This window comes from Geminocystis herdmanii PCC 6308, assembly GCF_000332235.1.
Taxonomy (GTDB): Bacteria; Cyanobacteriota; Cyanobacteriia; order Cyanobacteriales; family Cyanobacteriaceae; genus Geminocystis; species Geminocystis herdmanii.
The window spans coordinates 2,793,845-2,816,709 of the sequence record NZ_CM001775.1 but is presented as its reverse complement, the minus strand read 5'-3'; the positions used below and the strand labels follow the sequence as shown (position 1 = coordinate 2,816,709).

Below are 22,865 nucleotides of genomic sequence, written 5' to 3'. Positions count from 1 at the left end.
TCGTATAAATTGAGCCATATTTTAAGAGTGCCAAGGATTGATAATATTAATGCCACAATGTTGAAAATCATTAATATTACGAGTTACTAATGTTGCTTGATAACTATAACAAATTGAAGCTATTTGAGCATCAGCCTGAGAAATTGGTTGCCCTTTTTTTCTTCTTTCTGAGGCTATTTTAGCAAAGGCGATCGCCGATTCTTGATTAAAAGTGAGAATCCGATTATTAAAATCTTCTTGAAACATTAAATTAGCTAAATTTAACAGCTTTGTTTGGCGTTTTCCCGAAGGTAATATGGCAATTCCATAAAGAATTTCTGCTTGAGTAATAGTAGTGGTAAATAAATCTTCTATGGGTTGTTGAGAAATCCAATGATAGACATTTTCTGAACATTTATTACCCTTCATTAATTCAGAAATAACATTAGTATCTAAAATTTTCATTCGTTAAAATCAATATGATTTCTTATTTTGTCTCTGGTTATTTGAGGAATATTTATATCGTCAAACTCAGCAAAACGTAAATTAATTCTTTCTGCAAGATTTAAAGATTTTGACTGATTTTTATTTAATAAAACATTGTCTATATCTTTTTTCTGAACATCATTAATAACCTCAATTTGATATTCTTGATCAATATCTAAATCTAAGGGAGTTTTTGGTTTAAATACCTTTCCATCATAAGTGGCGGTGATTAGCATATTTTTTCGATTTTATTAGGTTCGATCTATCATAACAAAAAGAAGTGTTTAGAATAAACGAAAGTGTTAGTTAGGTATCTGTCCAGATTTTAACCACTCAACCATCAAAAAAGGATGAACTATAATTAAGCGATGATTGGCACTCGTATAAATAGCATAACGTTGTTCAATAATAATTTTTGTATCTTTATTGATAAAATCTTTAAAATTAGCAGTAACCAAAATATCGGCTTGAGAAGCCAAACAAGTTTCTAAAACATGACTATCTTCAATATCTTCCATTGCAATCACCCCTGAACCGCCTAAAGTCAACTGTGGCACATAATCCGCATATTTGCAAATAATGTTTAAGTAATTTTTTGCAGTGAAAGAAGAAACTTGCAAATCTTGTTCTAAAACTTTCTGCAATCGATTCATCATTCCCCAAGATACAATTAATTTTACTTTTCCTAAACTACATTCTCTTTGACGTATTGTTTCGACTAAAATTTGACAAGCAGTTTCATTTCTACCTTTAAAATCTGCCAGTAATGACGCACACCAAATATTCAAATCAAGACATAAACGAATAACCTTTGACATTATGAAGTAAGTTTAATTGCAGCGTTAATTATATCTTCTTCGGTTTCTAAATTTCCTAAAGATTCCACTTTCATTTGAGCAATAACTTGTTGATGTGCTAATTCGTAGGTGCGATCGAGTAAATCATCATCGGCAATAGAAATTATAATTTCCTGCCCATCAAGGATATTCAAATTTTCTTTTAATTCTAAAATATTACCTTTTTTAATCGCTTTTATTTTCATACTTTGAGTTGGTTATATGATTAAAGATTTTATTAACAATAACATTAATTTTCCTGCCATCCGCCTTGTCTAATAGCTTTTTCTCGTTCAACTTCTTCTTCACTTAACAATGGAATACCAGAATCAACTATTTTTTGACGAATTTTTCTTAATTTTTCTCCTAATGAAACATTGTCTGTATCTGTTTTCTTAACATCATTAATCACCTCAATTTGATATTCTTGATCAATATCTAAATCTAAAGGGGTTTTTGGTTTAAATACCTTTCCATCATAAATAGCAGTAATTAGCATATTTGTTCCATTTTATTAGGTTCGATCGAGCGGCGCAACTTTTAGCTCTCGATGATTTTATTATAACAGTCAAAAAAGTTAAAGAGGTTCGATCGAGATTGTTATAATCGAAAGAACTGCATAATTTTTGGTAGAATCTTAATAAATGAGTGATCCGAACTTAATATCATGAGAATAATTCAGACAAAAGGACAGATAAATAACGGTGAAATAACAGTAAAAATAGAAAAAAAAATAAATGATGGGGAAGTAGATGTACTTATTATTGCGGAAAAAGAACCTGATGAATTTGATTATCGCTATGAAATTTTGAAAGAAAAAGGTTATGATAATCGAGAACAAATTTTAAACTTAATTAAAGAGATAAGACTGGAGATGTTAGAGGAAGAAAATAATAATAAAAATGTTTGAATTTAAACGTATTTTCTTAGATACAAATATTTATATAATTGGTGATGCTGATAAAAAAAGCCCTGAAAGTATAATCCTAGAAGCCTTTGGCTACAGAAATAAATGCAAAATATTAAAAGGAGAAATCATTTTATCAGATATATTATTAGATCAAATTAGAAGGGTAGGAAAATATTTATATGGGAAAGATCAAGCTGGAGAAATTATTTCAAATATTTGGCGTTGGCTTGACATTTATTATTTACCATCTACAATTAATTGGCAACAGGAAAAAGTATTTTTAGAAAAAGAAAATTTAATTCCCCGTGAAGATATTGAAATTTATTTAACCGCTAAAATCGCAAAGGCGGATTGTTTTATTTCAGGTAATAGAAAATTACTTAAAAGTATTGCTGATTTTGACTGTTTAACCTCTGAAGATTTTATCCAGAAATATCTGAATAAAGTTATTTGATCAAACTCAGGTGATATAGATGAAAGACGCACGGGTTGATGATAAATAAATATGTTATTCTAAAAATATACTCACAACCCCTCTTATTAATTTTCAATTCTCCCCATGAATAAAAAAGAATTGTCAGAAAGAGATATTTGCACCAAATTTATCACCCCCGCTCTCATCAAAGCAGGATGGAATCTGCAAACCCAAATCCGAGAAGAATTTAGCCTCACCAAAGGGCGTATCATTGTACGGGGGAAACTCCACACTAGGGGGCAACAAAAACGAGCAGATTATGTCTTATTTTATCAACCGAATATTCCCCTTGCCGTCATCGAAGCAAAGGATAATAAGCACAGTGTCGGGGATGGAATGCAACAGGCTTTAGAGTATGCAGACTTACTGCAAGTTCCCTTTGTGTTCAGTAGTAACGGCGATCGATTTTTATTCCACAACAAACTAAATCGAGACGGGAAAATCGAACAAGAAATCGAATTTGAGCAAATGCCAAGCCCTGATGTATTATGGCGTTGGTGGTCAGATGCTCAAGGTTTAAGCGAACAACAGGAAAAACTCATCACCCAAGATTACTACAATGACGGAAGCGGAAAAACTCCCCGTTACTATCAACTTTTAGCCATTAATAAGACGATCGAAGCTATATCCCAAGGGCAACGCAGAATATTATTAGTCATGGCAACAGGCACGGGAAAAACCTTTACCGCCTTTCAAATTATCTGGCGTTTATGGAAATCTCAACACAAAAAAAGAATCCTCTTTCTAGTCGATCGAAATATTCTTGTAGATCAAGCCATGACTAACGATTTTAAACCCTTTGGTTCAACTATGACCAAAATTCAAAAACGACAAATCAATAAATCCTATGAAATTTATCTTTGTTTATACCAAGCTGTCACAGGCACAGAAGCCGATAAAAATATCTATAGACAATTTAGCCCCAACTTTTTCGACTTAATTATTATTGATGAATGTCATCGAGGTAGTGCTTCTGAAGATTCTGCATGGCGAGAAATTTTAGAGTATTTTTCCGAAGCCACCCAAATCGGCTTAACCGCCACCCCCAAAGAAACCAAAAATGTCTCCAATATCGACTATTTCGGCGAACCCATTTACACCTATTCCCTACGACAAGGCATCGATGATGGTTTTCTTGCGCCCTACAAAGTAGTGAGAATTGACATCGATAAAGATTTGTCAGGATGGCGCCCCCAAAAAGGACAAACCGATAAATATGGTTATCAAATCGAAGATAAAATCTATAATCAACGAGATTTCGATCGAACCTTAATCCTCGAAAAACGTACCGAATTAGTCGCCCAAAAAATTACCGAATTTCTAAAAAATACCGATCGTTACAATAAAACCATTATCTTTTGTGAAAATATCGATCATGCTGAAAGAATGCGTCAAGCCCTAGCTAATGCCAATAGTGATTTAGTCGCCCAAAACTCCAAATACGTTATGCGCATCACAGGGGATAATCCAGAAGGAAAAGCCCAATTAGATAACTTTATTTTTCCTGAAAGCGTTTATCCTGTCATCGCCACCACTTCCAAATTGATGACAACGGGAGTCGATGCTCAAACTTGTAAGTTAATCGTACTAGATCAACGCATCCAATCCATGACGGAATTTAAACAAATCATCGGTAGAGGCACAAGGATTAACGAAGAATACGATAAATATTACTTTACCATCATCGACTTTAAAAAAGCCACTGAACTCTTTGCCGATAGCGACTTTGACGGCGATCCAGTGCAGATATACGAACCGAAAACCCTAGAAGATTCCCCCGTACCACCTGACGATTTCGATCGAGCAGATGAGCCTTATAGCTACTCAGAAATGAATAATAATAAACGTAGGGGCAAAACCTCAGAATTATCTGCTCATTGGGGAGCATGGACAAACGAATATCAAACAAAACAATATGTAGTCAATAATGTAGAGGTAAGAATCGCCTCCGAGAGAGTGCAATATTACGACGCAGAAGGCAAATTAATCACCGAATCCTTAAAAGACTATACCCGTAAAACCGTTGGTAAAAAATATCAATCCCTCGACGAATTTTTAAGAAAATGGAGTAAAACGGAAAAGAAACAAATCATTATTGAGGAATTAGCCCAAGCAGGGGTATTTTTCCCCGAATTAGCCCAAGAAGTAGGCAGAAATTACGATCCCTTCGACTTAATTTGTCATATCGTTTGGGATGTACCTCCCTTAACTCGTCAGGAAAGAGCGAGGGAAGTCAAAAAACGTGATTACTTCAGTAAGTATGTCGATCGAGCGCGACAAGTATTAGATGCCTTATTAGATAAATATGCCGATGAAGGCATAGATGCAGTAATCGAACCTCAAATCTTAAAAATCGATCCCTTTGTGGGTATCGGTACACCTATGGAGATAGCGAAGTTATTTGGAGGAAAGAAAGGTTATCTTCAAGCCGTCAAAGAATTAGAAACACAATTATTTGAAATAAATAGGTAGGGTGGGCATTGCCCACAATTTCATCACAATTAAGCTCAATCGTATTTAACTTATTTAACTTACTTTTTTTTCTAATTGTTAAAATGTTATGATTTGTGAAACATTTATTAAGATTGAAATGAAGGAAGTTGTTACAGTATTATTTGATGGAAAAGTATTGCTTCCAGAAAAACCTTTAAAGCTGATTCCTAATCAAACCTATACAATTACGATCGAATCTGAAAAGAAAATTTCTGATGATGAACAAGGTTGGGATTGTCTTGAAAAATTAATTGGCACTGTTGAAGCACCTGAAGACTGGGCTTTAGAACACGATCACTATTTATACGGATTACCGAAAAGATATAATAAAAACAACTTGATACTTTCAAAGAAGCTGTTTAAAAAGTCGTAATTTTGACAATCAATCCTCCCTTATTGAAAAAAAGGGAAATATGACAAAAAGTCCCCCTTATTAAGGGGGATTTAGGGGGATCAGAAACTTCTAAGCAAAAAAAAAGAGTGTAAAATCTTTACACTCCCTCTATATTTGATAATCAATTCTGTTGTTAACTGTTATTTTTTCTTCCAGAAGATTAATTTTTTTGTGCATTATAAGCGTCGATCGAGTAAGCTGGAACTCTTACGAGATAATCAGTTTCAGTACCAGTAAAGGACTTTGCGAGTCGATCGAACGATTCCGAATTCCAGTTACGTTGATGAATGGGTTTTGTTTGCTCTCCTAAGAAGTACGCTTGAGTACCGATAAGAGAAACTGCTAACCAACCGATGATGAATAATGATATTAAGATTGCCATTTGTTTGTATCCTTTGTTTTCTTACTCTTTTATATTAACTTATGTAAATTTTTATTGCAAAGTGTTGACACTACCTTAATTTTCGGTTAGCAAGGGTTGACATTCAGGAAAAGATGTTATAAGATTTTTGGTCAAAATGAGCTACTATTAATTTTTTAGTTTTATTAATAGGGTGATAATCCATGACTAAGTTAAAAGTAGGCTTATTATTTGGTGGTAAATCAGGAGAACATCAAGTTTCCATTATCTCAGCTCGATCGATCTTCAAAGGCTTAACCGAAGGAAGCAACGGGGATAAATATGAGGCTATTCCTATCTATATCGATAAATCTGGTTACTGGTGGGGTAGTGACACCGCCCAAGACATTTTAACTTCTGGCATTCCTTTAGATATAGAGTCTATCACCGTTTCAAAATGGAATTTTCCCTCAGAATGCAACAATGTGGACGTTTGGTTTCCCATTTTACATGGTCCTAACGGTGAAGATGGTACAGTACAAGGACTATTAACTTTAATGGGTGTACCCTTTGTTGGTTCTGGTGTACTAGGTTCAGCCGTAGGCATGGACAAAATCGCCATGAAAAATATTTTTGCCCAATTCGGTTTACCCCAAGTCGCTTATATCGGAGTAAGTCGAGATGAAATTTATAGTGGAGCTTGTGTATTTCCTAAATTGTGTGATGGAATTGAGGAGAAATTGGGCTATCCTTGTTTTGTTAAACCTGCTAATCTAGGTTCATCCGTTGGTATTGCTAAGGTAAAAACTCGATCGGAATTAGAAACCGCTTTAGATCATGCCGCCAGTCTCGATCGACGAGTTATTATAGAAGCAGGAGTAAAAGCCAGAGAAGTGGAATGTGCCGTCTTAGGTAACGATAACCCAAAAGCCTCCGTTATCGGAGAGATAACCTATGATGCAGATTTTTACGACTACGAAACCAAATATACCGATGGTAGAGCAAATTTAATCATTCCCGCCGACATTCCCCCTCATATTGCTACTAAAATTCAAGAGATGTCTGTTAAAGCCTTTCGTGCCGTTTGCGCTAGAGGATTATCGAGAGTTGACTTTTTCTTCAACCCTGACACTGAAGAAATTTTCATCAATGAAATTAACACCCTCCCCGGTTTCACTTCTTTGAGTATGTATCCTCAACTTTGGGAAGCATCAGGAGTGAGTTTTTCTGATTTGCTTGATCGATTAATTACTTTTGCTTTATAAAATTAGATAATCCACCGTGTAATTCATAAAATTATCGGTTAAGATAAGGTGTCAGGTATCAGGTAAAGATAAGGTAAAAAAGTTGAACAAAAATTGATCTAAACAAAGAAATTATTAACCTGCAACCTGCACCCTGTCACCCGAAACCTATTAACCTCAAGAATTCTTTTATCTAATTCAGGTAGTTTTGGGGATTTTTATTCAAAATTTTTAATAATATTTCTATATTTTTTTGTATTGTGCAAAGTCTCAAAACCTTGATTTTTCATTTTTTAACCTAAAACCTAACACCCTAATCGATAAAGACTTTTTCAGGAAACCCGAATTATAAATTGGGAGTGTTTCTGAATATCCAAAAAAAAGAAGTCAAAAAACCCGTTAAAAGAATGATGGATATTTGTTTCCAGTTTTTATATTCGCCTATTTTTTCCGATAGGTCAAGTATTTTATCGAAAACTGGTTTCATGGTATTGACTTTAGTTTCAATATTACTAACACTTTTGTCGAGACTGATATAATTAGATTCTAGGTTATCTATTTTAGTTTCAAGACGATCTATTTTAGTTTCAATATTGCTAACACTTTTCTCAAGACTGATATAGTTAGATTCTAGGTTATCTATTTTAGTTTCAAAACGATCTAATCGGTTATTAATTAAATCCTTTAACTCTTTTAAATCATTATCTGTTACTGTACTCATGGTAAAATCCCCTTATGAATGATTGAGTTAGGAGTAGTTGCTTCTTATTTTTTACACCTAACTCTAATTGTAACAGGACTTACGCTGAGATAACGCTATTACGTCATTCACTATTCACTACTCACTATTCACTACTGAGATTGATATTTCTCAATCATCTCGATCGAACCTGTAACACTTTCAGGGAAAATAACTACTAAACCACCTTTATCGACTTTTTTGAGTCCAGTTTCAATGGCTTCGGTTTCATCGAGGATGACATCATAACTAGCGTTAGGATTTTCAGCCACAATACCTTTAGCTATCAAATCAGCTACAGTACCTCGATCGCGCCCTCGATTATCGTCATCTTCTTTGATGATAATGTGATCAAAAATTTGAGAGGCAATTTTACCTAAAAGCATCAAATCCTCATCCCGTCTGTCACCCGGTCCTCCGATTACTCCAAGGCGATCGCCCTTCCAATTTTTCACAAACTCCCCTACGGCTAAATAACCCGCAGGATTATGGGCGTAATCGATCAACACAGAAAAATCTTTCATGTCAAAAAGGTTCATTCTGCCGGGGGTTTGATTCGCCCCAGGGTTAAAACTGCGTACCCCTTGACGAATTAATTCGATGTCGATACCGTGAACAAAGGCGGCTAAGGATGCGGCTAAAGCATTGGCAATCATAAAAGGCGCCATGGCTTTCATGGTAACAGGGATATTTTCCGCTTTCTCAATTCTTAATGTCCATTCTCCTTCAAAAATGGAAAGATAGCCGTTTTCATACACCGCCGCCATACCATTACGCCGTAAATGATCGATAATGATGGGATTATCTTTACTCATGGAAAAATAAGCAATTTTACCCTTGACATTTTTCGCCATTTGTGCTACTAAAGGATCGTCTGCATTCAGGACTGCATAACCATCGGCATTGACTGATTCGGCGATGACTCCTTTTACTTTTGCCATTTGTTCGATGGTGTCTATGTCTCCCAATCCTAGATGATCTTCGGCTACGTTTAAGACAACGCCAACATCACAGCTTTCAAAGGCTAAACCCGATCGTAAAATTCCCCCTCTAGCACACTCTAACACGGCAACTTCTACGGTGGGGTCTCTCAAAATCACTCCAGCGCTCACAGGACCAGTGTTATCGCCTTTTTCTACCATGTAATCACCTAAGTAAATACCGTCAGTACTGGTATAACCCACAACTTTCCCCGTTTGACGATAGATATGGGCTAATAGTCTAGTCGTGGTGGTTTTTCCGTTTGTGCCTGTCACCGCTAAAATGGGGATGCGACTAGGGTGATTATCAGGGAATAACATATCGATGACGGGAGCGGCTACGTTACGGGGTAAGCCTTGACTGGGGGCAACGTGCATCCTAAAGCCGGGGGCAGCGTTGACTTCCACAATTACCCCATCGACTTCTGTTAAGGGTTTGGTAATGTCTGGGGTAACTACGTCAATTCCAGCAATGTCTAAACCAATAATTTTGGCGACTCTTTCGGCTATCCAAATATTTTGAGGATGTATTTCATCGGTTCGATCGATGGCAATACCCCCGGTACTAAGGTTAGCCGTAGCTCGTAAATAGGCAACTTCTCCTTTTTTGAGAACGGTATCCATCTCGAAACCTTGTCTTTTTAAGACTCCTAAGGAAGTTCGATCGATACTGATTCTAGTTAAGACATTATCATGACCGTCACCTCGATCGGGATGTTCATTGGTTTCTTGAATCAATTCCTCAATGGTAGAAGAACCATTGCCCGTGACGTGGGCGGGGATTCTCTCGGAGACTGCCACCAGTTTACCATTGATGACTAAAACCCGATGATCATTACCTTTATAGTATCTTTCCACAATGACTGATCGAGTTTTAGAAGCGGCACTAGCCAAATCATAAGCCTCCTCAGCTTCCTGTTGAGAGTTAATATCAATGGTAATGCCTCTACCATGATTGCCGTCTAAGGGTTTGAGAACAATGGGATAACCACCGACATCAGCGATGGCATCAGCTAATTCATCAGCATAGTAAATAACAGTCCCCCTAGGCACAGGAATACCAGCTTCCGCTAAAGTGGTTTTAGTGCCTTCTTTATCACAAGCTAACTCCACCCCTAAGATGCCCGTTTTATTACTCAGAGTTGCTTGAATCCGTTGTTGATTTGCCCCATAACCTAACTGTACCATTGCCCTTGCACTAAGCAACATCCAAGGAATTTGTCTCGCTTCGGCTTCTTTGATAATAGTTTCGGTGGAAGGACCTAAAGCAGAATTGGCTCGTAAATCCTTGAGATCAGATAAATCTTGAGCTAATTCGTCTAGCCCATAAGCCCCTGTAGTAATGATAGAGTTACAAAGTCTGACGGCGGCTCTACCTGCGTATCTTCCAGCCTCCTCATAAACATACTCAAAAACTACGTTATAAATACCCGGAGTTGAAGTTTCTCTGGTACGCCCAAAACCTACAGGCATTCCTGCTAATTCTTGCAATTCTAGGGCAATGTGTTCAATGATATGCCCCATATAAGTACCTTCTTGTACTCTTTCTAGGAAGCCTCCTCGATGATCTCTGGAACAGAAATGTTCTACTAAAGAGGGTAATATTTTCACTAAGCCTTCATAAAACCCCGGTATCAGGTTAGAAGGTTTTTCGGCTACGTCTTCTAAATCCAGACGCATTTGGATTAATTTTTGGCGACGGATACTCCAATAGTTAGGTCCCCGTAGGGTTTGTGTTTTGAGGATTTTCATGATTTTTGCTCTTTAACGGTAATCACTTTTAGAGGCATTTTTTAGTGTCTCGTTTTTAATCTTTATTTAACTGTTCAATTTGAACATTTTTTGTTTTTTTTAGGAAAAAACTGTAGGTAGTAAGCAATTTATTTTTGATGGTAAAGCGCATTGATGAAACAATTATTTAAAATTCCTAGAAATACTGAAAATTAAAGATTTTCTTCCTGCATTCTACATTATAAATTTTGCATTCTACCACTAGCTTTTGTCTTGGATTATTCAACAATTCCCGCCATGGGTTGATGAGTTTTGCGGTTATAACGATCGCCATGACCGAGAATATGTAATCTGAGGTTATGAAGTGCCAAAGGGTCTTCGGCGGCTACTTTTCCATGATTAGTATAACTCATGGCTTGACCATCTACGATCGTCACTGTACCTTTACCAATAACTTCAATATATTCATCTTTTTGAAAAACGGCGCAAGTATCTTCATCGATACCAATACCTAACCTTTCAGGGTGATTGGATAGGGCGCTTAATAACCTTGCCATACGGTTACGATTGTGAAAATGTTGATCTACGATCACTTCGGGAATGATACCCAACCCCATAGCCATATCCACTAAAGCCCGATTAGGAGATTCGCCACTGCTACCTCCGGCGATCATGTGATGCCCCATCACCGCCGCCCCTGCACTTGTTCCCCCAAGGGTAACTTCTCCCAACTTAACTCGTTGACGGATTCTTTCCATGAGGGGAGTATCTGCTAATAAACCGCATAATCTAAGTTGATCTCCCCCTGTCATAAAAATAGCAGTGCATTTTTCTACATATTCTTGATAGTCTTTATCTTCTCCTTGAATACGATCTCTTACATCTAGTACTTTTAAATCTTTTGCACCCATTTCGCTAAAAATACTCACATATCGATCGCCGATAATGGTAGGTTCACGGGAGGCGGAGGGAATAATTCCGATAATTGCATCAGTACCACCAGCACAATGCCAAAAACTTTGTAAAATTTCTTTGCCGTGGACTTTATCTTCTGCACCTCCTATGACTAGGACAGAACTTCTAAGATATTGCTTCATGTTATTTTATATAATTCCCTACTTAGACTAAATTTTCATATCTTCAAGTTTACAGCAATTAGGAGAATGGGGAATAATCAGGAATCAGGAAAACAAGACAGGAGGGGTGGAGAGAGACAGGGGAATAGGATGACAGGGATAAATTGATAATCTGCTATTTTCTTGACCCTTAATGCACTATAATTAGCAAATATAAGCCTATACTCCATTAAGTCAAATTATTATCGAGAATTGCCGTGCAAATTGATGTTATTACCATTTTCCCTAATTTTTTTCAAACACCTTTAGAATGTGGGTTGATGGGAAAGGCTTTAAATAAGGGAATTGCCACGGTTAATCTAATTAATCCAAGGGATTTTACTACGGATAAACATCATCATGTTGACGATATTCCCTATGGCGGAGGGGTTGGCATGGTTTTAAAACCTGAACCAATTTTTGCGGCGGTGGAGTCTTTACCTATTTTACAACCACGAGAGGTTATTTTACTTAGCCCTCAAGGGCAAACTCTCGATCAAAATTTATTAAGAGATTTGGCGATTAATTATCAACAATTAGTCATGATTTGTGGACATTATGAGGGGGTTGATGAACGAGTACAACATTTGGTTACAAGAGAGGTTTCGATCGGAGATTTTGTGTTAACCTGTGGTGAAATTCCTGCTTTAACTCTGATTAATGGGGTAATCAGGCTTTTACCCGGTACGGTGGGGAAGGCTGAATCTATTGATGCGGATAGTTTTGAGGATGGTTTATTGGATTATCCCCATTATACTCGTCCTCCTGTGTTTCGAGGTTGGGAAGTGCCTCCTGTATTACGATCGGGCAATCATAAGGAAATTGCGAAATGGCGTTATCAGAAACAACTGGAAGCTACAGACAAAAAACGCCCTGATTTAATGACTAAATATAATTTAGACAGGAGAATTGGAGAATTAGAAGAATCGCCATAAGAAACAAATTAATTACTATTACCATCTTTGAACTTGAGCTAGTACAATGGGTTAAATTTAAGTTCTAATTTGATAGTTTGTTCACAGAATTAAGTCCTGATTAAAAATATCTATTTTAATTTACTCGATCGAACTAGCCTAGTATGAGAAATGTTTAAGTTACAAAAAATATTATATGAGGAAACTGAGACTATGAATAAATTTACTTTTACCCTTCATAATTTATCTCCCCGTATCGGATTATTGTCTCTAGGAATTATGGGATTATGGATTTCTCCGATGTTAACTCTTAATGCTTTTGCCAGTATAGAGATTTCGATCGATCCTTATAATGATTCTGGATTCAATAGTACTCCAGTAATGACGCAACCTCTACCCATTAAAAATAATTCTCCATCACCTGTGACGAATAGTCCACAACTACCGCCGACTAATAGTCAACCTCTACCCACAGGCAATCAAAATAACGTTATAGGAGAAGTATTTATCAATGGTAATCCTACCCCGAATCGTCCCGAAGTGGTATCAGGAAATGTGATCAAGTCTAATCAAAGTTTACCCCAAATACCACCATTATCCGAACCCTATCGTTCTCCTAATAATAACCCCACTCCAGCGGATAATGAGACCATAGAAAGCAATAATCCTGTTTTATCGGTATCTTCGGTTTCTCCATTTGATGAAACTCCTACAGATAATCAATCTACGGTAGAGAAAAAACCACTTAATAATTCTCATACCATGAGATCGATCGATCTTAGTCCCAATTCCCCCCCCTCCCCTCTTAATAAAGTTGTTACCCCTTCAGTATCTCCTACCACAGAAACGAGTATTCCTTCCATCACATCCCCTAATACTTTAGGACGAAGAAGAAGTTTAAATGATATTTTAGTATTATCTAATCCTTCTGCTAATCCTCCTAATCCTGCTAATTCTTCTCCGACAATGGCTTCCTCATCTTCCACCACTCAAAATGTGTATAAAGTTTTAGTAGGGGTTACGAATGCTAGTCAAGAATCTCAGGTTAAATATCTCTATCCCGAAGCCTTCCGAACGGTTTTTAATGGTCAATCTATGCTACAAGTAGGTGTTTTTAGTACGGTTAATAATGCCGATGATGTAGCTCGATCGTTACAAAGTAGAGGTTTTAAGACAGAAATCACGAATTAATGGAGAATGGAAAATGGAGAATGGAGAATGAAGAATGGAGAATGAAGAATAGAGAATGAAGAATGAAGAATGGAGAATGGAGAATGGAGAATGGAGAATGGAGAATGGAGAATGGAGAGAATGGAGAATGGAGAATGGAGAATGGAGAATGGAGAATGGAGAATGGAGAATGGAGAATGGAGAATGGAGAATGGAGAATGGAGAATGGAGAATGAAGAATGAAGAATAAATAGGCGAGATTTTTAATTGTTAATTGTTAATTAGGGTTTGCTGAATAACTCAGAAAGCTATTAAAATCAAGGATTTAGGCATAATACATTAAGAAAAAAGTGCGCAGTTTTAAGGATTTTTATTCAAAAATTCAACACTTTTAACCTTATTTTTAATAATATCTCTATATTTTTTTATTATGCAAAGCCTCAAAACCTTGATTTTTCATTCTTTAACCTAATACCTAACATCCTTTCCGATACCTATCCTCATCAAAAGACTATGAGGCAACCCCTAATTATTAATTTCCTTCAAGGCTTGTTGAATGCACTCTACCTTAATGGGTTTGGAAATATAATCATTCATCCCCGCATCTAAACAAATTTGTCGATCGCCCTCCATGGCATTCGCCGTCATAGCTATAATATAAGGTTGAATGGGGAGATTTTCACGAATCCACTGGGTAGCTTGTAAACCATCCATTTTTGGCATTTGCACATCCATAAAAATAACGTCATAATTCTGAGATTGCACGGCGGAAATAACATCTAACCCATTGGTAACGACATCGGCTTGATAATTTAATTTTTTGAGGGTTAATAATGCTACTTTTTGATTAACTTTGTTGTCTTCTGCTAACAAAATTTTGAGAGAATTATTGACAGAATTGCTAGTTTCTACCATTAAAGTGTTTGTATTTTCTATAATTTGTGCCGCTATTTCCGTCATAATGGTGAAGTAAAAAGTTGAGCCTGTACCCATTTCTGATTTTACCCACATTGTACCCCCCATAATCTCCGCTAAACGCTTACTAATAATCAATCCTAGCCCCGTTCCGCCATATTTACGAGATACGGTAGCATCGACTTGAGAAAAGGCTTTAAACAGGCGATTTTGTCTTTCTAGGGGAATGCCGATACCTGTGTCTTGAATGGAAAATATAATTTTATATCGATTGTCTAAGTAATAATTACAGATGACGTTTAGGGTTACTGAGCCTTTTTCTGTGAATTTGAGGGCATTACCGATAAGATTCACTAAAATTTGTCTAATTCTGGTTACGTCACCGATGAAAAAAAGAGGATTTTCAGGGGCATAATTATAGCTAAGTTGTAGATTTTTTTCTTTTGCCTGAAATTGTAGTAAATCGATAACGCTTTTAATGGATTCTAAGAGATTGAAAGGTAGTTTTTCTAATTCTAATTTTCCTGATTCTATTTTGGAAAAATCGAGAATGTCATTGATAATAACTAAGAGACTTTCTCCACTATGACGAATAGTTTTAATATAGTCTAATTGTTCAGGGTTTAAAGGGGTATCTTGTAAAAGGTTAATCATGCCGATTACTCCATTCATGGGAGTGCGGATTTCATGACTCATCATTGCTAGAAATTCACTTTTTGATTGATTGGCTAAGTCTGCTTCTTTTCTGGCTTGTTGCAATAATTTATTTTTTAAGGCTAGTTGATGTAATCTTTGTTTTTCTCTTTTGAGTAAATCTGCTTGGGCGATGGCAATGCCTAATTGAGAAGCAACGGCTTCTAATAATTCTATTTCTTCGTCACTCCAAAGGTGATATTCATGGCAGTTATATAAAACGATACTACCGTTAACTTTATTTTGATAAAATGTACTGCAAACTAATAGGGATGTGATATTTCTTTCTTTTAATTGTGTTTGAAACTGAAGCAGTAGAGGATGATTGGAGACATCATCAATGGCAATGGCTTTTTCTGTGGATAAAAAGGCTTCGATGTTAGTATTATCAAGGCTTAAACCTAGCAAGGATTCTACGTTGTCTTTGATATATTCAGAAACACAATTAATTTTTTTCTTGTGGTTGATGTCTGAAGATTGGTAAGTAAAAATTAAGGTATGACTGACTTCAAAGGCTTTGCCTATTTCTTGGGCTGCGGTGGCAAATATTTCTTCTGGGTTTAATGTTTGACGGATTTTGTCAATGATGGTGGTTAATAATAAATTTTTGTTGAACTGCTGTTGTAATTTGTTCTCTGCTATTTTTCGATCGCTAATATCAGTACAAGAACCAATATAGCCTAAAAATTCCCCCGATCGATCGTAACGAGGAATTGCAACATTAAAAAACCAACAATACTCTCCATCATAACGACGCATTCGATATTCCATTTGAAAGGGAAAATGATGATTAAAACAAGAGAAATAAATATTTTGACAGGATTCTTTATCATCGGGATGCACATTAATTAACCAATCATTGCCCATTTGTGCCTCGACATTGCATCCGATAAAATCTAACCATGTTTTATTAAAATAGTTACATAAACCATCTTTACCAGATACCCAAATTAACACGGGGGCGTTATCCGCCATCATCTGAAAACGTTTTTCACTTTCTTTTAAAGCCGATTCCGCTTGTTTTCTGGAGGTTATATCATTACCAATGGCAAGAAATACAGATTTGTCATCCTGTTTAACTAACTGTAAATGAATTTCCACGGGGTAACAAGAATTATCCTGTCGTTGATGGATGGTTTGAAAAACAAGAATTTCTTTTTCTTGGGTTAATAAGGGTTGAATCAAATCATGAAATGTCTCTAAAGAATATTCTGGCTGAATATCAAGGGGGGTTAAGTTTTGTAAAGTTTTTAAGTCATAACCAATGTTTTGTAATGCGCCTCGATTGACATAAATGAATTTAAGAGTATCCGCAGAAAAAACATAAATTTCATTGAGAGACACTTCGAGAAAATAAGCCAATTGTTTTCTTTCTTTTTCTAAGGCTACTTTTTCGGTAATATCCCTTAAAATTAGTGTCGAGATAATTTTATTGTCAATGGTTAATTGAGAAAGGGAAGCCTCCGCAGGAAATTCGATGCCATTTCTACGTTTTCCCCAAATTAATCCATTTTGATTTTGGGTTATCGTATCTTGGGCATGATTGACTAATGAAGCAAATGGCGACAATGTTTCACTATGAGGTTGAATATATTTTGAAGGTAACAATACCTCTAAGGGGTTGCCGATAATTTCTTCTGGGGTATAACCAAAGATTTGACTTGCCCCTTGATTAAACATAATAATATTTTGGTCTTCATTGACGGATATAATGGCATCATTAGCAACATCGAGAATCCCCGATAAAGTCTTTTGAGTGCGGATTAATTCTAATTGGGTTTGTTGTGTTTTGATTAATTCTTGTTGATATTTATAGTTTAATATCTGTAATTCTTGGGTACGTTGATTGACTTTAAATTCTAAGTCATTACTGGCTTTTTGTACTTCTTTTAAGAGGGTAGCTTGTTTAATCCCGATGGCTAATTGTACTGATAATTGTTCTAAAAATTCGATTTCTGGTGCTAACCAAGTATGGGGATTGGTGCAGTCATGGGCGATTAATAACCCCCATAAGCTATCACTAACTATAATGGGAATGACTAAATTGGCTTTGACATCAAAGGTTTCTAATAATTCTTTATAGCAAAGATGAATATTTGCTTGGGCGACATTTTCGATAATTTTGACTTGGCGAGAGGTTTGCGATTCTATCCATTGAGGGGTAAAACATTCATCTTTTACAATATAACCTTCTAGGGATAACCTCTTGTGTTTTACTGCTTCTACGGCAATTTCGCCGTCTCCATCAAGAAAACGATAGATAATGACTCTATCTACTTCTAAAATGGGGAGAATTTCATTGACGGCTGTTTGTAAAATGGTGGTTAAATCTAGGGATGAGCGAATGCGTAAGGCTATATCTGAGATTAGTTTACTTCTTTGCTCTACGGATTGTAAATTTTGTTTTTCCTGTGCGATTATTTTTTGCAATAATTTGGTTTTCTCGGTTTGTAACATTTCTACTTGACGTTCTAAAACGTTGATTACGCCTTGTAACTCTCTAGGGTCTATTCCTTCTAATACGCTACTTTGAGTAATGATTCCTGATAAGTCTCCTAAGTCATTGACTACGACTAATCGCCGTAGATAATTATTTTGCATAATTTGATGAGCATTCCAAAGACATTCATTTTCGGAAATGACTATCAGGGGTTTAGTCATGACTTCTTCGGCGATGATATTTTTTAAGTTTAGCCTTTGAGCTTGATAACGCACTATATCTCTTTCGGTAATAATGCCGATGGGTTTTAGGGTTTCTCTGTCGGTATTTTCGACAATTACGACACAACTAATATTTTCTTTTGCCATGAGGTTGACTAAATCTATCACCCTTTGATGGGCAAAGCCATAAATTATATTTCTACGCACTACATCACTAATGTGTCGGTGTTTGAGTAAGTCGAGGGGTTGTAAGCTCGATCGAATGCTATCAGGGGTAACTATTCCAACTACTTCCGTTCGATCGTTCACAATGGGTAAATGTCGGATATTATGTTGTTTAAAAATATCAATTAAATCAATAATATTAACTAATTTATCGGAGGGGAAAGTAATTAAATCCCGTGTCATTACCTCTGCCGCTACCATTTTATCTAAAGGCAATAACTGGGAAGATAGTTTAACGATGTCTCTTTCGGTGATTAACCCTACTAAACGATTATTACTTACGACAAAAACACAACTTACGGAAAAATTTTGACAGTTATTATTATTATTATTATCTCTTTTAAAATGACGTTCACTAATTTTAATAATAACATCTAATAAAGGGGTATCTAAAGCAACAATGATAAAATGATCGCTTATGGGAGGTTTTTTATCGGCTTTAAACATATTTGTTCTTTTCTCATGTAGAGATGCTCAGGATACTGATAACTGATACTCAGTTTTAGGCACAATTAGTATAACTAATTATAACTTTTTTTTGCTTCTCTTATATTAGACTTCGATCGTGTTTGAGGTAGAGACGTAAAATTTTACACCCCTACAAATGAATGGCTAAAGCCATCACTACAAACTTAAAATCCTAATTACTTGCAAAGTTCTTCACCACGACGATATAATTCACGAGCATAATCTGTCCATGTGCCTTGCCCCCAATAACGGAAACAGCTTGTTTGTACCAATAAGTTATATAATAGAGCTTCTTGATAGTCAGGGCGTTGTGTGACTGTAGGGTCTTCTGCTACCAGTCGATCGAACTTTTGATGAAACATAGCGCTTAATTTGTTCATCGGTTCAAGAACATTCTCGTAACCTCTTACCCAACTTAAATCATTAGTCCATGATGCACCATCCATGTGAAATTGATGATCATTTTTGTTAAGATGTTCGATCGAACTTTCTACATTAGCAGGGGTAATCTCATCCCCCACTTTAGCCCAAATTTTATGTTGCCCGACAGGTTGACAGACAGGGAAATCTTCAGGATTAACGCCACTAGCTTCCACTAACTCAAGATATTCAGTACCATTGAAACCAACCACATCACCATTACCCTTGATCTCATGCCAAACAGGGAAAAACCCTCCCGGAAACTCATTCATCATCACCCCACCGTTTTCGCCGTCAGCAATTTGACTAACACAGGAAGGAATAGACACTCCCCCTATGTCTTGTTTGCCTAAAGTTTTGGCTTCATAATAGGGTTGCATTTGTGCCACTAACTTAGTATCCGAGCCTTGAGTTTTAATTAAAGCCGTGATACTAATGGTTTCTCCACGGGAATTTTTCGCTACTAAACGATTAGGCACATATTTTTGTTCATGATGTAACCCCGAACCGTCAGGACGCTCTACAGTATGCTCTTGTACTAACAACCAACGATAACCGCAATCTTTCAACGCTTTCACATATTCAAAAAGGGTGTCAGGGTGATTAGGAAGGTGCATTTCTGGAGGCGAAAAACCTTTAACTCTTGATAAGGCTTCCTCCCCGAAAATAGACGAAAAATGATGTTGCCATGCTTGAATTTGTAATTTTAAGTCAGGAATTGGAGTTGAAGGTGCTACGGCATGAGACCACATTGTACCTAACCATTCTACATAAGGTTGATATTGGGCATCACAGGCAAGTTTTTTGAGATTATCAAGTACATCATTGCGCCCCATTTGTTGTAAACCCCAGAGTAAATTGCCTGAGTAATCTAACATGATGCGAGGATTGCAACCATCGGCGACTAATTGAGGGATAAATTCACCCATGCGACTGTAACACCAAGCAAAAACCCCAGCGTTGTGGTTATCACCATCACCCTGATTATTGAACATATGCTCTAAATTACAGATTAATGAGCCATTATGCCCTGCGGGAATGGTGGGTTGGTGCATATGTAAGGCACAGGCAAATCCCGATTTTATGTTATCTAATTTTAAGTTAGTCTTAGGTAAATATACTCGATTATTATTGTTAACTAAGGCGGAGATTTTTGTTTCTAAACCGCAGATAGGAGGAAGATGGGATGTATTTGTAGCAAAGGTTTTGGATTCTGCTGTAGCAATCATAAATTTTTTTTAAAGTAATTATTTAAGAGATTAACTTTTTTTTTAAGTATTTCTTTTAACCTTTATTTTACCTTACGTTTTCGCAACATTTTTTCTAAGATTTAATAAGTTAATTTCAGAATTTTAATATTTATTCATAAAAATTGATATTTCTTATTATATTGTTATATAAAGTTCGGATAATCAGTTATAAAAAAGTTTGTAGTGATGGCTTTAGCCATTCATGAATAAGGGTTAAAACCTACAAACTTAGAAAATTTTTTAATCAATTTTTTATCTCCTGTCTCCTGTTTTCTATCTCCTACCTTCATCGAAAATTTGATAGCTTATTGACATTAACACCATGCGTGAAAAATTGCTCTATCTTTACGCCATTTTACTAATTCTGCTTTTCTAAATCCTGCGGTGAGTAACCAAGATTTTACTAAAGCGATATTTGCACCAGTCCAATTTGTGACATCTTTACTTAATTCATTGCTAGGATAAAACTGCATTAATGGTTGAGGAAATAAGCTAAAAAATAAGCTAATATGGGTTTCTAAAACTAATAATTCTTTGGTGACACTTCTTACTTTTTCGAGGGCAAAAAGGGGGTATTTCATATGATATAAAACTCCTAAAAATAAGACTATATCAAAAGTTCCTATTTTATCTTTATCTAGTTCTAAAACATCAATATTATAGTCTTCAACTTGAGAATTATAAATTTTTCTAGCTAATTCAAAACCTTGTTTTCCTGCTCCAAAATCACGCCAAAAATTATGATCTAAACCGTATAATTCTTGTTGTTGCCAAATGAAAGAATCTGTGGCTAAAACTCTTTTTGCTCCTCTTTTTTCGGCAGAAAAAGAATAAAATCCATCCCAAGCACCAATATCTAAAACGGTTTTATCGGTTAAATCTTCGGGAATACCGCTTAAAATCCATTGTTGAAATTTACGGCAAAATTTACCTTCTTTTCCTTGTTTTGTTTCTATGCCATCCCCAAAGTCAAAATGATGATGCCAATATTTTATTTTAGCTATTTCTGTAGATATTTCGATCGAATTCATAGTTTTATAAATTGAGAATGGAGAATTAAGAATTAAGAATTAAGAATTAAGAATTAAGAATTAAGAATTAAGAATGGAGAATGGAGAATGGAGAATGGAGAATGGAGAATGAAGAATTAGGAATTAAGAATGGAGAATGGAGAATGAAGAATGGAGAATGGAGAATGAAGAATTAGGAATAAATAGGCGAGACTTTTAATTGTTAATTATTGATTGTTGATTGAGGGTTAACGTCTTTAAGATTACGAATATCCCCTTGATAACCAAAGGTGCTTAAAATTCTTCCTGCTTCGTCTAATGTAACGGGTTTTTGCGGTTGAAACAAGGTAATGTAACCAAATCCCCGTCTAATGTTCGATTCTTCGCCGTTTTGCCAATCTACATATAATTCTTGCCATGCTTTAGGGCTTATTTTTGTCGCATCTTGAAAACCCCATGTTTCTTTGATGGTGTCAAGACTGGCGTTAGGTAATTTTTGGCGGAAATCTAAAGGTATTTTCCATGTAATTAAGTCTTCTCTGGTTAAAGGTGTATCTGGTTTAAATGCGATCGAACTGCTATCTTGAGTTAGAGTAGAAGGAATTAACCCTGCTTCAGCTAAACCTTGAATAATAGCAAAATCGGGATCATTTGTGGGAATATCAGTAAAAACGGGCTTATTATTGGGGGTAGCAAGGCGAATTAACTTACTATTGACATCACTATAGATCAGATTATTCACTTTCACCAGCCAACGGGCATATTCTCTACGGGTAATCGACTCATGAGGGTTGAGTTTTTCAGTCGAGGGAATAATTTGCAGTCTGACTAATTCCTCAAGACTAGATGAGTTTTGATTGTTAAGAGGTGGTTTGTTGTCATTATTATTATTGGGAATAGTGACATTATTAGGGTTAGTTTGTGTGGGAATTATTACCGTAGCTTCTGTTTCATAGGTGATAGTAAATTCCGTTTCATCGTTACTCGGTGTCAAAGATAATTTGAAAGATTCTTGGGTGTCGGGTTTCGTGGCAACAATCAAGTTTTCTTCGGCTTGGGTTATATTCCAATTTTGTGCTGGTAACTGTTGTTGATAAAACTCTGTAATTAAGTTTAACGGATCGATCGAACTCCATACCGTTTGTTTTCCATCCACGGTAATTAATTTAGCTTGATTATAGATAGGAATATCTTTCGGAAAATCATCAGGAAGTTTTACCCCCGTAGGATTTTCTACAGGAGTAGGAAGATTATTCGGAGTAGTATTATTTTCCGTATTAGGGTTAACAGGTGCAAAACGAGATTGTAAACTTTGATTTCCGCTACAAGCAGTAACAGTAATTATTAAACAAGACAATAAAATATAACGCAATAAAAACATATGGAGAATTAAGAATTAAGAATGGAGAATTAAGAA

21 protein-coding genes are annotated in these 22,865 nt (G+C 36.0%); 8 read left to right on the top strand and 13 right to left on the bottom strand.

The features are described 5' to 3' along the window. Positions 1-21 precede the first annotated feature (21 nt). The 5 genes from SYN6308_RS14025 to SYN6308_RS22510 all read right to left on the bottom strand — a co-directional run bounded on the left by SYN6308_RS14025 (position 22) and on the right by SYN6308_RS22510 (position 1,800). Positions 22-444 (bottom strand): type II toxin-antitoxin system VapC family toxin, encoded by a 423-nt coding sequence (locus tag SYN6308_RS14025; RefSeq protein WP_017295085.1) that lies wholly within the window; start codon positions 442-444, stop codon positions 22-24. Next, positions 441-701 (bottom strand): hypothetical protein, encoded by a 261-nt coding sequence (locus tag SYN6308_RS22520; protein ID WP_017295084.1) that lies wholly within the window; start codon positions 699-701, stop codon positions 441-443. Before SYN6308_RS22520 ends, SYN6308_RS14025 begins: the two co-directional genes overlap by 4 nt. Positions 702-767: 66 nt before the next feature. After that, on the bottom strand, positions 768-1,283 hold the full coding sequence (locus SYN6308_RS14015) for a PIN domain-containing protein (RefSeq protein WP_017295083.1): 516 nt from the start codon (positions 1,281-1,283) through the stop codon (positions 768-770). Beyond that, positions 1,283-1,507, bottom strand: a complete 225-nt coding sequence (locus SYN6308_RS22515) for a hypothetical protein (protein WP_017295082.1) — start codon at positions 1,505-1,507, stop codon at positions 1,283-1,285. Before SYN6308_RS22515 ends, SYN6308_RS14015 begins: the two co-directional genes overlap by 1 nt. A gap of 44 nt (positions 1,508-1,551) precedes the next feature. Then, a complete protein-coding gene (locus SYN6308_RS22510) occupies positions 1,552-1,800 on the bottom strand; it encodes a hypothetical protein (RefSeq protein ID WP_017295081.1) in 249 nt (82 codons plus the stop codon). 168 nt (positions 1,801-1,968) lie between these two features. Here SYN6308_RS22510 and SYN6308_RS14000 point away from each other — a divergent pair, with 168 nt between their 5' ends. The 4 genes from SYN6308_RS14000 to SYN6308_RS22505 all read left to right on the top strand — a co-directional run bounded on the left by SYN6308_RS14000 (position 1,969) and on the right by SYN6308_RS22505 (position 5,552). After that, on the top strand, positions 1,969-2,211 hold the full coding sequence (locus SYN6308_RS14000) for a hypothetical protein (protein WP_017295080.1): 243 nt from the start codon (positions 1,969-1,971) through the stop codon (positions 2,209-2,211). Further along, on the top strand, positions 2,204-2,665 hold the full coding sequence (locus tag SYN6308_RS13995) for a PIN domain-containing protein (RefSeq protein WP_017295079.1): 462 nt from the start codon (positions 2,204-2,206) through the stop codon (positions 2,663-2,665). The genes SYN6308_RS14000 and SYN6308_RS13995 overlap by 8 nt, the downstream gene beginning before the upstream one ends. Positions 2,666-2,770: 105 nt before the next feature. Beyond that, positions 2,771-5,158 (top strand): EcoAI/FtnUII family type I restriction enzme subunit R, encoded by a 2,388-nt coding sequence (hsdR, locus tag SYN6308_RS13990; protein ID WP_017295078.1) that lies wholly within the window; start codon positions 2,771-2,773, stop codon positions 5,156-5,158. A gap of 88 nt (positions 5,159-5,246) precedes the next feature. Next, entirely contained in the window at positions 5,247-5,552 is a 306-nt protein-coding gene (locus SYN6308_RS22505; RefSeq protein WP_017295077.1) for a hypothetical protein, read from the top strand. 181 nt (positions 5,553-5,733) lie between these two features. Here the strand turns inward: SYN6308_RS22505 and SYN6308_RS13980 are convergent, their stop codons facing one another. After that, positions 5,734-5,955: a photosystem II protein, Psb35-related gene (locus SYN6308_RS13980; protein ID WP_017295076.1), complete on the bottom strand. Its 222-nt coding sequence runs from the start codon at positions 5,953-5,955 to the stop codon at positions 5,734-5,736. A 182-nt stretch (positions 5,956-6,137) separates the two neighbouring features. On the opposite strand from SYN6308_RS13980, the gene SYN6308_RS13975 reads away from it, so the two are divergent. Continuing rightward, complete coding sequence (locus SYN6308_RS13975; protein ID WP_017295075.1) at positions 6,138-7,178, top strand: D-alanine--D-alanine ligase family protein; 1,041 nt, start codon at positions 6,138-6,140, stop codon at positions 7,176-7,178. Positions 7,179-7,503: 325 nt separating this feature from the next. Here the strand turns inward: SYN6308_RS13975 and SYN6308_RS13970 are convergent, their stop codons facing one another. The 3 genes from SYN6308_RS13970 to SYN6308_RS13960 all read right to left on the bottom strand — a co-directional run bounded on the left by SYN6308_RS13970 (position 7,504) and on the right by SYN6308_RS13960 (position 11,704). Next, positions 7,504-7,878: a hypothetical protein gene (locus SYN6308_RS13970; protein ID WP_017295074.1), complete on the bottom strand. Its 375-nt coding sequence runs from the start codon at positions 7,876-7,878 to the stop codon at positions 7,504-7,506. A 131-nt stretch (positions 7,879-8,009) separates the two neighbouring features. Next, on the bottom strand, positions 8,010-10,628 hold the full coding sequence (gene cphA / locus SYN6308_RS13965) for a cyanophycin synthetase (protein ID WP_017295073.1): 2,619 nt from the start codon (positions 10,626-10,628) through the stop codon (positions 8,010-8,012). 257 nt (positions 10,629-10,885) lie between these two features. Next, the gene (locus tag SYN6308_RS13960; protein ID WP_017295072.1) at positions 10,886-11,704 is read right to left on the bottom strand and encodes a cyanophycinase; all 819 of its coding nucleotides are present in this window, start codon (positions 11,702-11,704) and stop codon (positions 10,886-10,888) included. A gap of 236 nt (positions 11,705-11,940) precedes the next feature. Between SYN6308_RS13960 and trmD the strand changes: the two genes are divergently transcribed. The 3 genes from trmD (at position 11,941) to SYN6308_RS24920 (ending at position 14,056) form a co-directional block, all read left to right on the top strand. Further along, entirely contained in the window at positions 11,941-12,657 is a 717-nt protein-coding gene (gene trmD, locus SYN6308_RS13955; RefSeq protein ID WP_017295071.1) for a tRNA (guanosine(37)-N1)-methyltransferase TrmD, read from the top strand. A gap of 192 nt (positions 12,658-12,849) precedes the next feature. Beyond that, complete coding sequence (locus SYN6308_RS13950; protein WP_144051443.1) at positions 12,850-13,827, top strand: hypothetical protein; 978 nt, start codon at positions 12,850-12,852, stop codon at positions 13,825-13,827. Between the two features lie 55 nt (positions 13,828-13,882). After that, positions 13,883-14,056 (top strand): hypothetical protein, encoded by a 174-nt coding sequence (locus SYN6308_RS24920; protein WP_017295069.1) that lies wholly within the window; start codon positions 13,883-13,885, stop codon positions 14,054-14,056. A 275-nt stretch (positions 14,057-14,331) separates the two neighbouring features. Here the strand turns inward: SYN6308_RS24920 and SYN6308_RS13940 are convergent, their stop codons facing one another. The 4 genes from SYN6308_RS13940 to SYN6308_RS13915 form a co-directional block, all read right to left on the bottom strand. Then, positions 14,332-18,747 carry a PAS domain S-box protein gene (locus SYN6308_RS13940; RefSeq protein ID WP_017295068.1) on the bottom strand — a complete coding sequence of 1,472 codons (4,416 nt, stop codon included), beginning with the start codon at positions 18,745-18,747 and terminating at the stop codon, positions 14,332-14,334. A 197-nt stretch (positions 18,748-18,944) separates the two neighbouring features. Further along, on the bottom strand, positions 18,945-20,417 hold the full coding sequence (locus SYN6308_RS13935; protein ID WP_017295067.1) for a hypothetical protein: 1,473 nt from the start codon (positions 20,415-20,417) through the stop codon (positions 18,945-18,947). Positions 20,418-20,752: 335 nt separating this feature from the next. Beyond that, positions 20,753-21,469 carry a class I SAM-dependent methyltransferase gene (locus SYN6308_RS13925; RefSeq protein WP_017295065.1) on the bottom strand — a complete coding sequence of 239 codons (717 nt, stop codon included), beginning with the start codon at positions 21,467-21,469 and terminating at the stop codon, positions 20,753-20,755. Between the two features lie 202 nt (positions 21,470-21,671). After that, positions 21,672-22,829, bottom strand: a complete 1,158-nt coding sequence (locus SYN6308_RS13915; RefSeq protein WP_017295063.1) for an S-layer homology domain-containing protein — start codon at positions 22,827-22,829, stop codon at positions 21,672-21,674. Between the last annotated feature and the right edge of the window lie 36 nt (positions 22,830-22,865).

Bases quoted from the DNA above. Each gene is read 5' to 3' on its own strand.
- SYN6308_RS13935 (WP_017295067.1), bottom strand. From the start codon at position 20,417: ATGATTGCTACAGCAGAATCCAAAACCTTTGCTACAAATACATCCCAT.
- hsdR (WP_017295078.1), top strand. From the start codon at position 2,771: ATGAATAAAAAAGAATTGTCAGAAAGAGATATTTGCACCAAATTTATC.
- cphA (WP_017295073.1), bottom strand. From the start codon at position 10,628: ATGAAAATCCTCAAAACACAAACCCTACGGGGACCTAACTATTGGAGT.
- SYN6308_RS13995 (WP_017295079.1), top strand. From the start codon at position 2,204: ATGTTTGAATTTAAACGTATTTTCTTAGATACAAATATTTATATAATT.
- SYN6308_RS24920 (WP_017295069.1), top strand. From the start codon at position 13,883: ATGAAGAATGAAGAATGGAGAATGGAGAATGGAGAATGGAGAATGGAG.
- SYN6308_RS13950 (WP_144051443.1), top strand. From the start codon at position 12,850: ATGAATAAATTTACTTTTACCCTTCATAATTTATCTCCCCGTATCGGA.
- SYN6308_RS14025 (WP_017295085.1), bottom strand. From the start codon at position 444: ATGAAAATTTTAGATACTAATGTTATTTCTGAATTAATGAAGGGTAAT.
- SYN6308_RS22520 (WP_017295084.1), bottom strand. From the start codon at position 701: ATGCTAATCACCGCCACTTATGATGGAAAGGTATTTAAACCAAAAACT.
- SYN6308_RS22505 (WP_017295077.1), top strand. From the start codon at position 5,247: ATGATTTGTGAAACATTTATTAAGATTGAAATGAAGGAAGTTGTTACA.
- SYN6308_RS13960 (WP_017295072.1), bottom strand. From the start codon at position 11,704: ATGAAGCAATATCTTAGAAGTTCTGTCCTAGTCATAGGAGGTGCAGAA.
- SYN6308_RS14000 (WP_017295080.1), top strand. From the start codon at position 1,969: ATGAGAATAATTCAGACAAAAGGACAGATAAATAACGGTGAAATAACA.
- SYN6308_RS22510 (WP_017295081.1), bottom strand. From the start codon at position 1,800: ATGCTAATTACTGCTATTTATGATGGAAAGGTATTTAAACCAAAAACC.
- SYN6308_RS13980 (WP_017295076.1), bottom strand. From the start codon at position 5,955: ATGGCAATCTTAATATCATTATTCATCATCGGTTGGTTAGCAGTTTCT.
- SYN6308_RS13940 (WP_017295068.1), bottom strand. From the start codon at position 18,747: ATGTTTAAAGCCGATAAAAAACCTCCCATAAGCGATCATTTTATCATT.
- SYN6308_RS13925 (WP_017295065.1), bottom strand. From the start codon at position 21,469: ATGAATTCGATCGAAATATCTACAGAAATAGCTAAAATAAAATATTGG.
- SYN6308_RS14015 (WP_017295083.1), bottom strand. From the start codon at position 1,283: ATGTCAAAGGTTATTCGTTTATGTCTTGATTTGAATATTTGGTGTGCG.
- SYN6308_RS22515 (WP_017295082.1), bottom strand. From the start codon at position 1,507: ATGAAAATAAAAGCGATTAAAAAAGGTAATATTTTAGAATTAAAAGAA.
- SYN6308_RS13975 (WP_017295075.1), top strand. From the start codon at position 6,138: ATGACTAAGTTAAAAGTAGGCTTATTATTTGGTGGTAAATCAGGAGAA.
- SYN6308_RS13915 (WP_017295063.1), bottom strand. From the start codon at position 22,829: ATGTTTTTATTGCGTTATATTTTATTGTCTTGTTTAATAATTACTGTT.
- SYN6308_RS13970 (WP_017295074.1), bottom strand. From the start codon at position 7,878: ATGAGTACAGTAACAGATAATGATTTAAAAGAGTTAAAGGATTTAATT.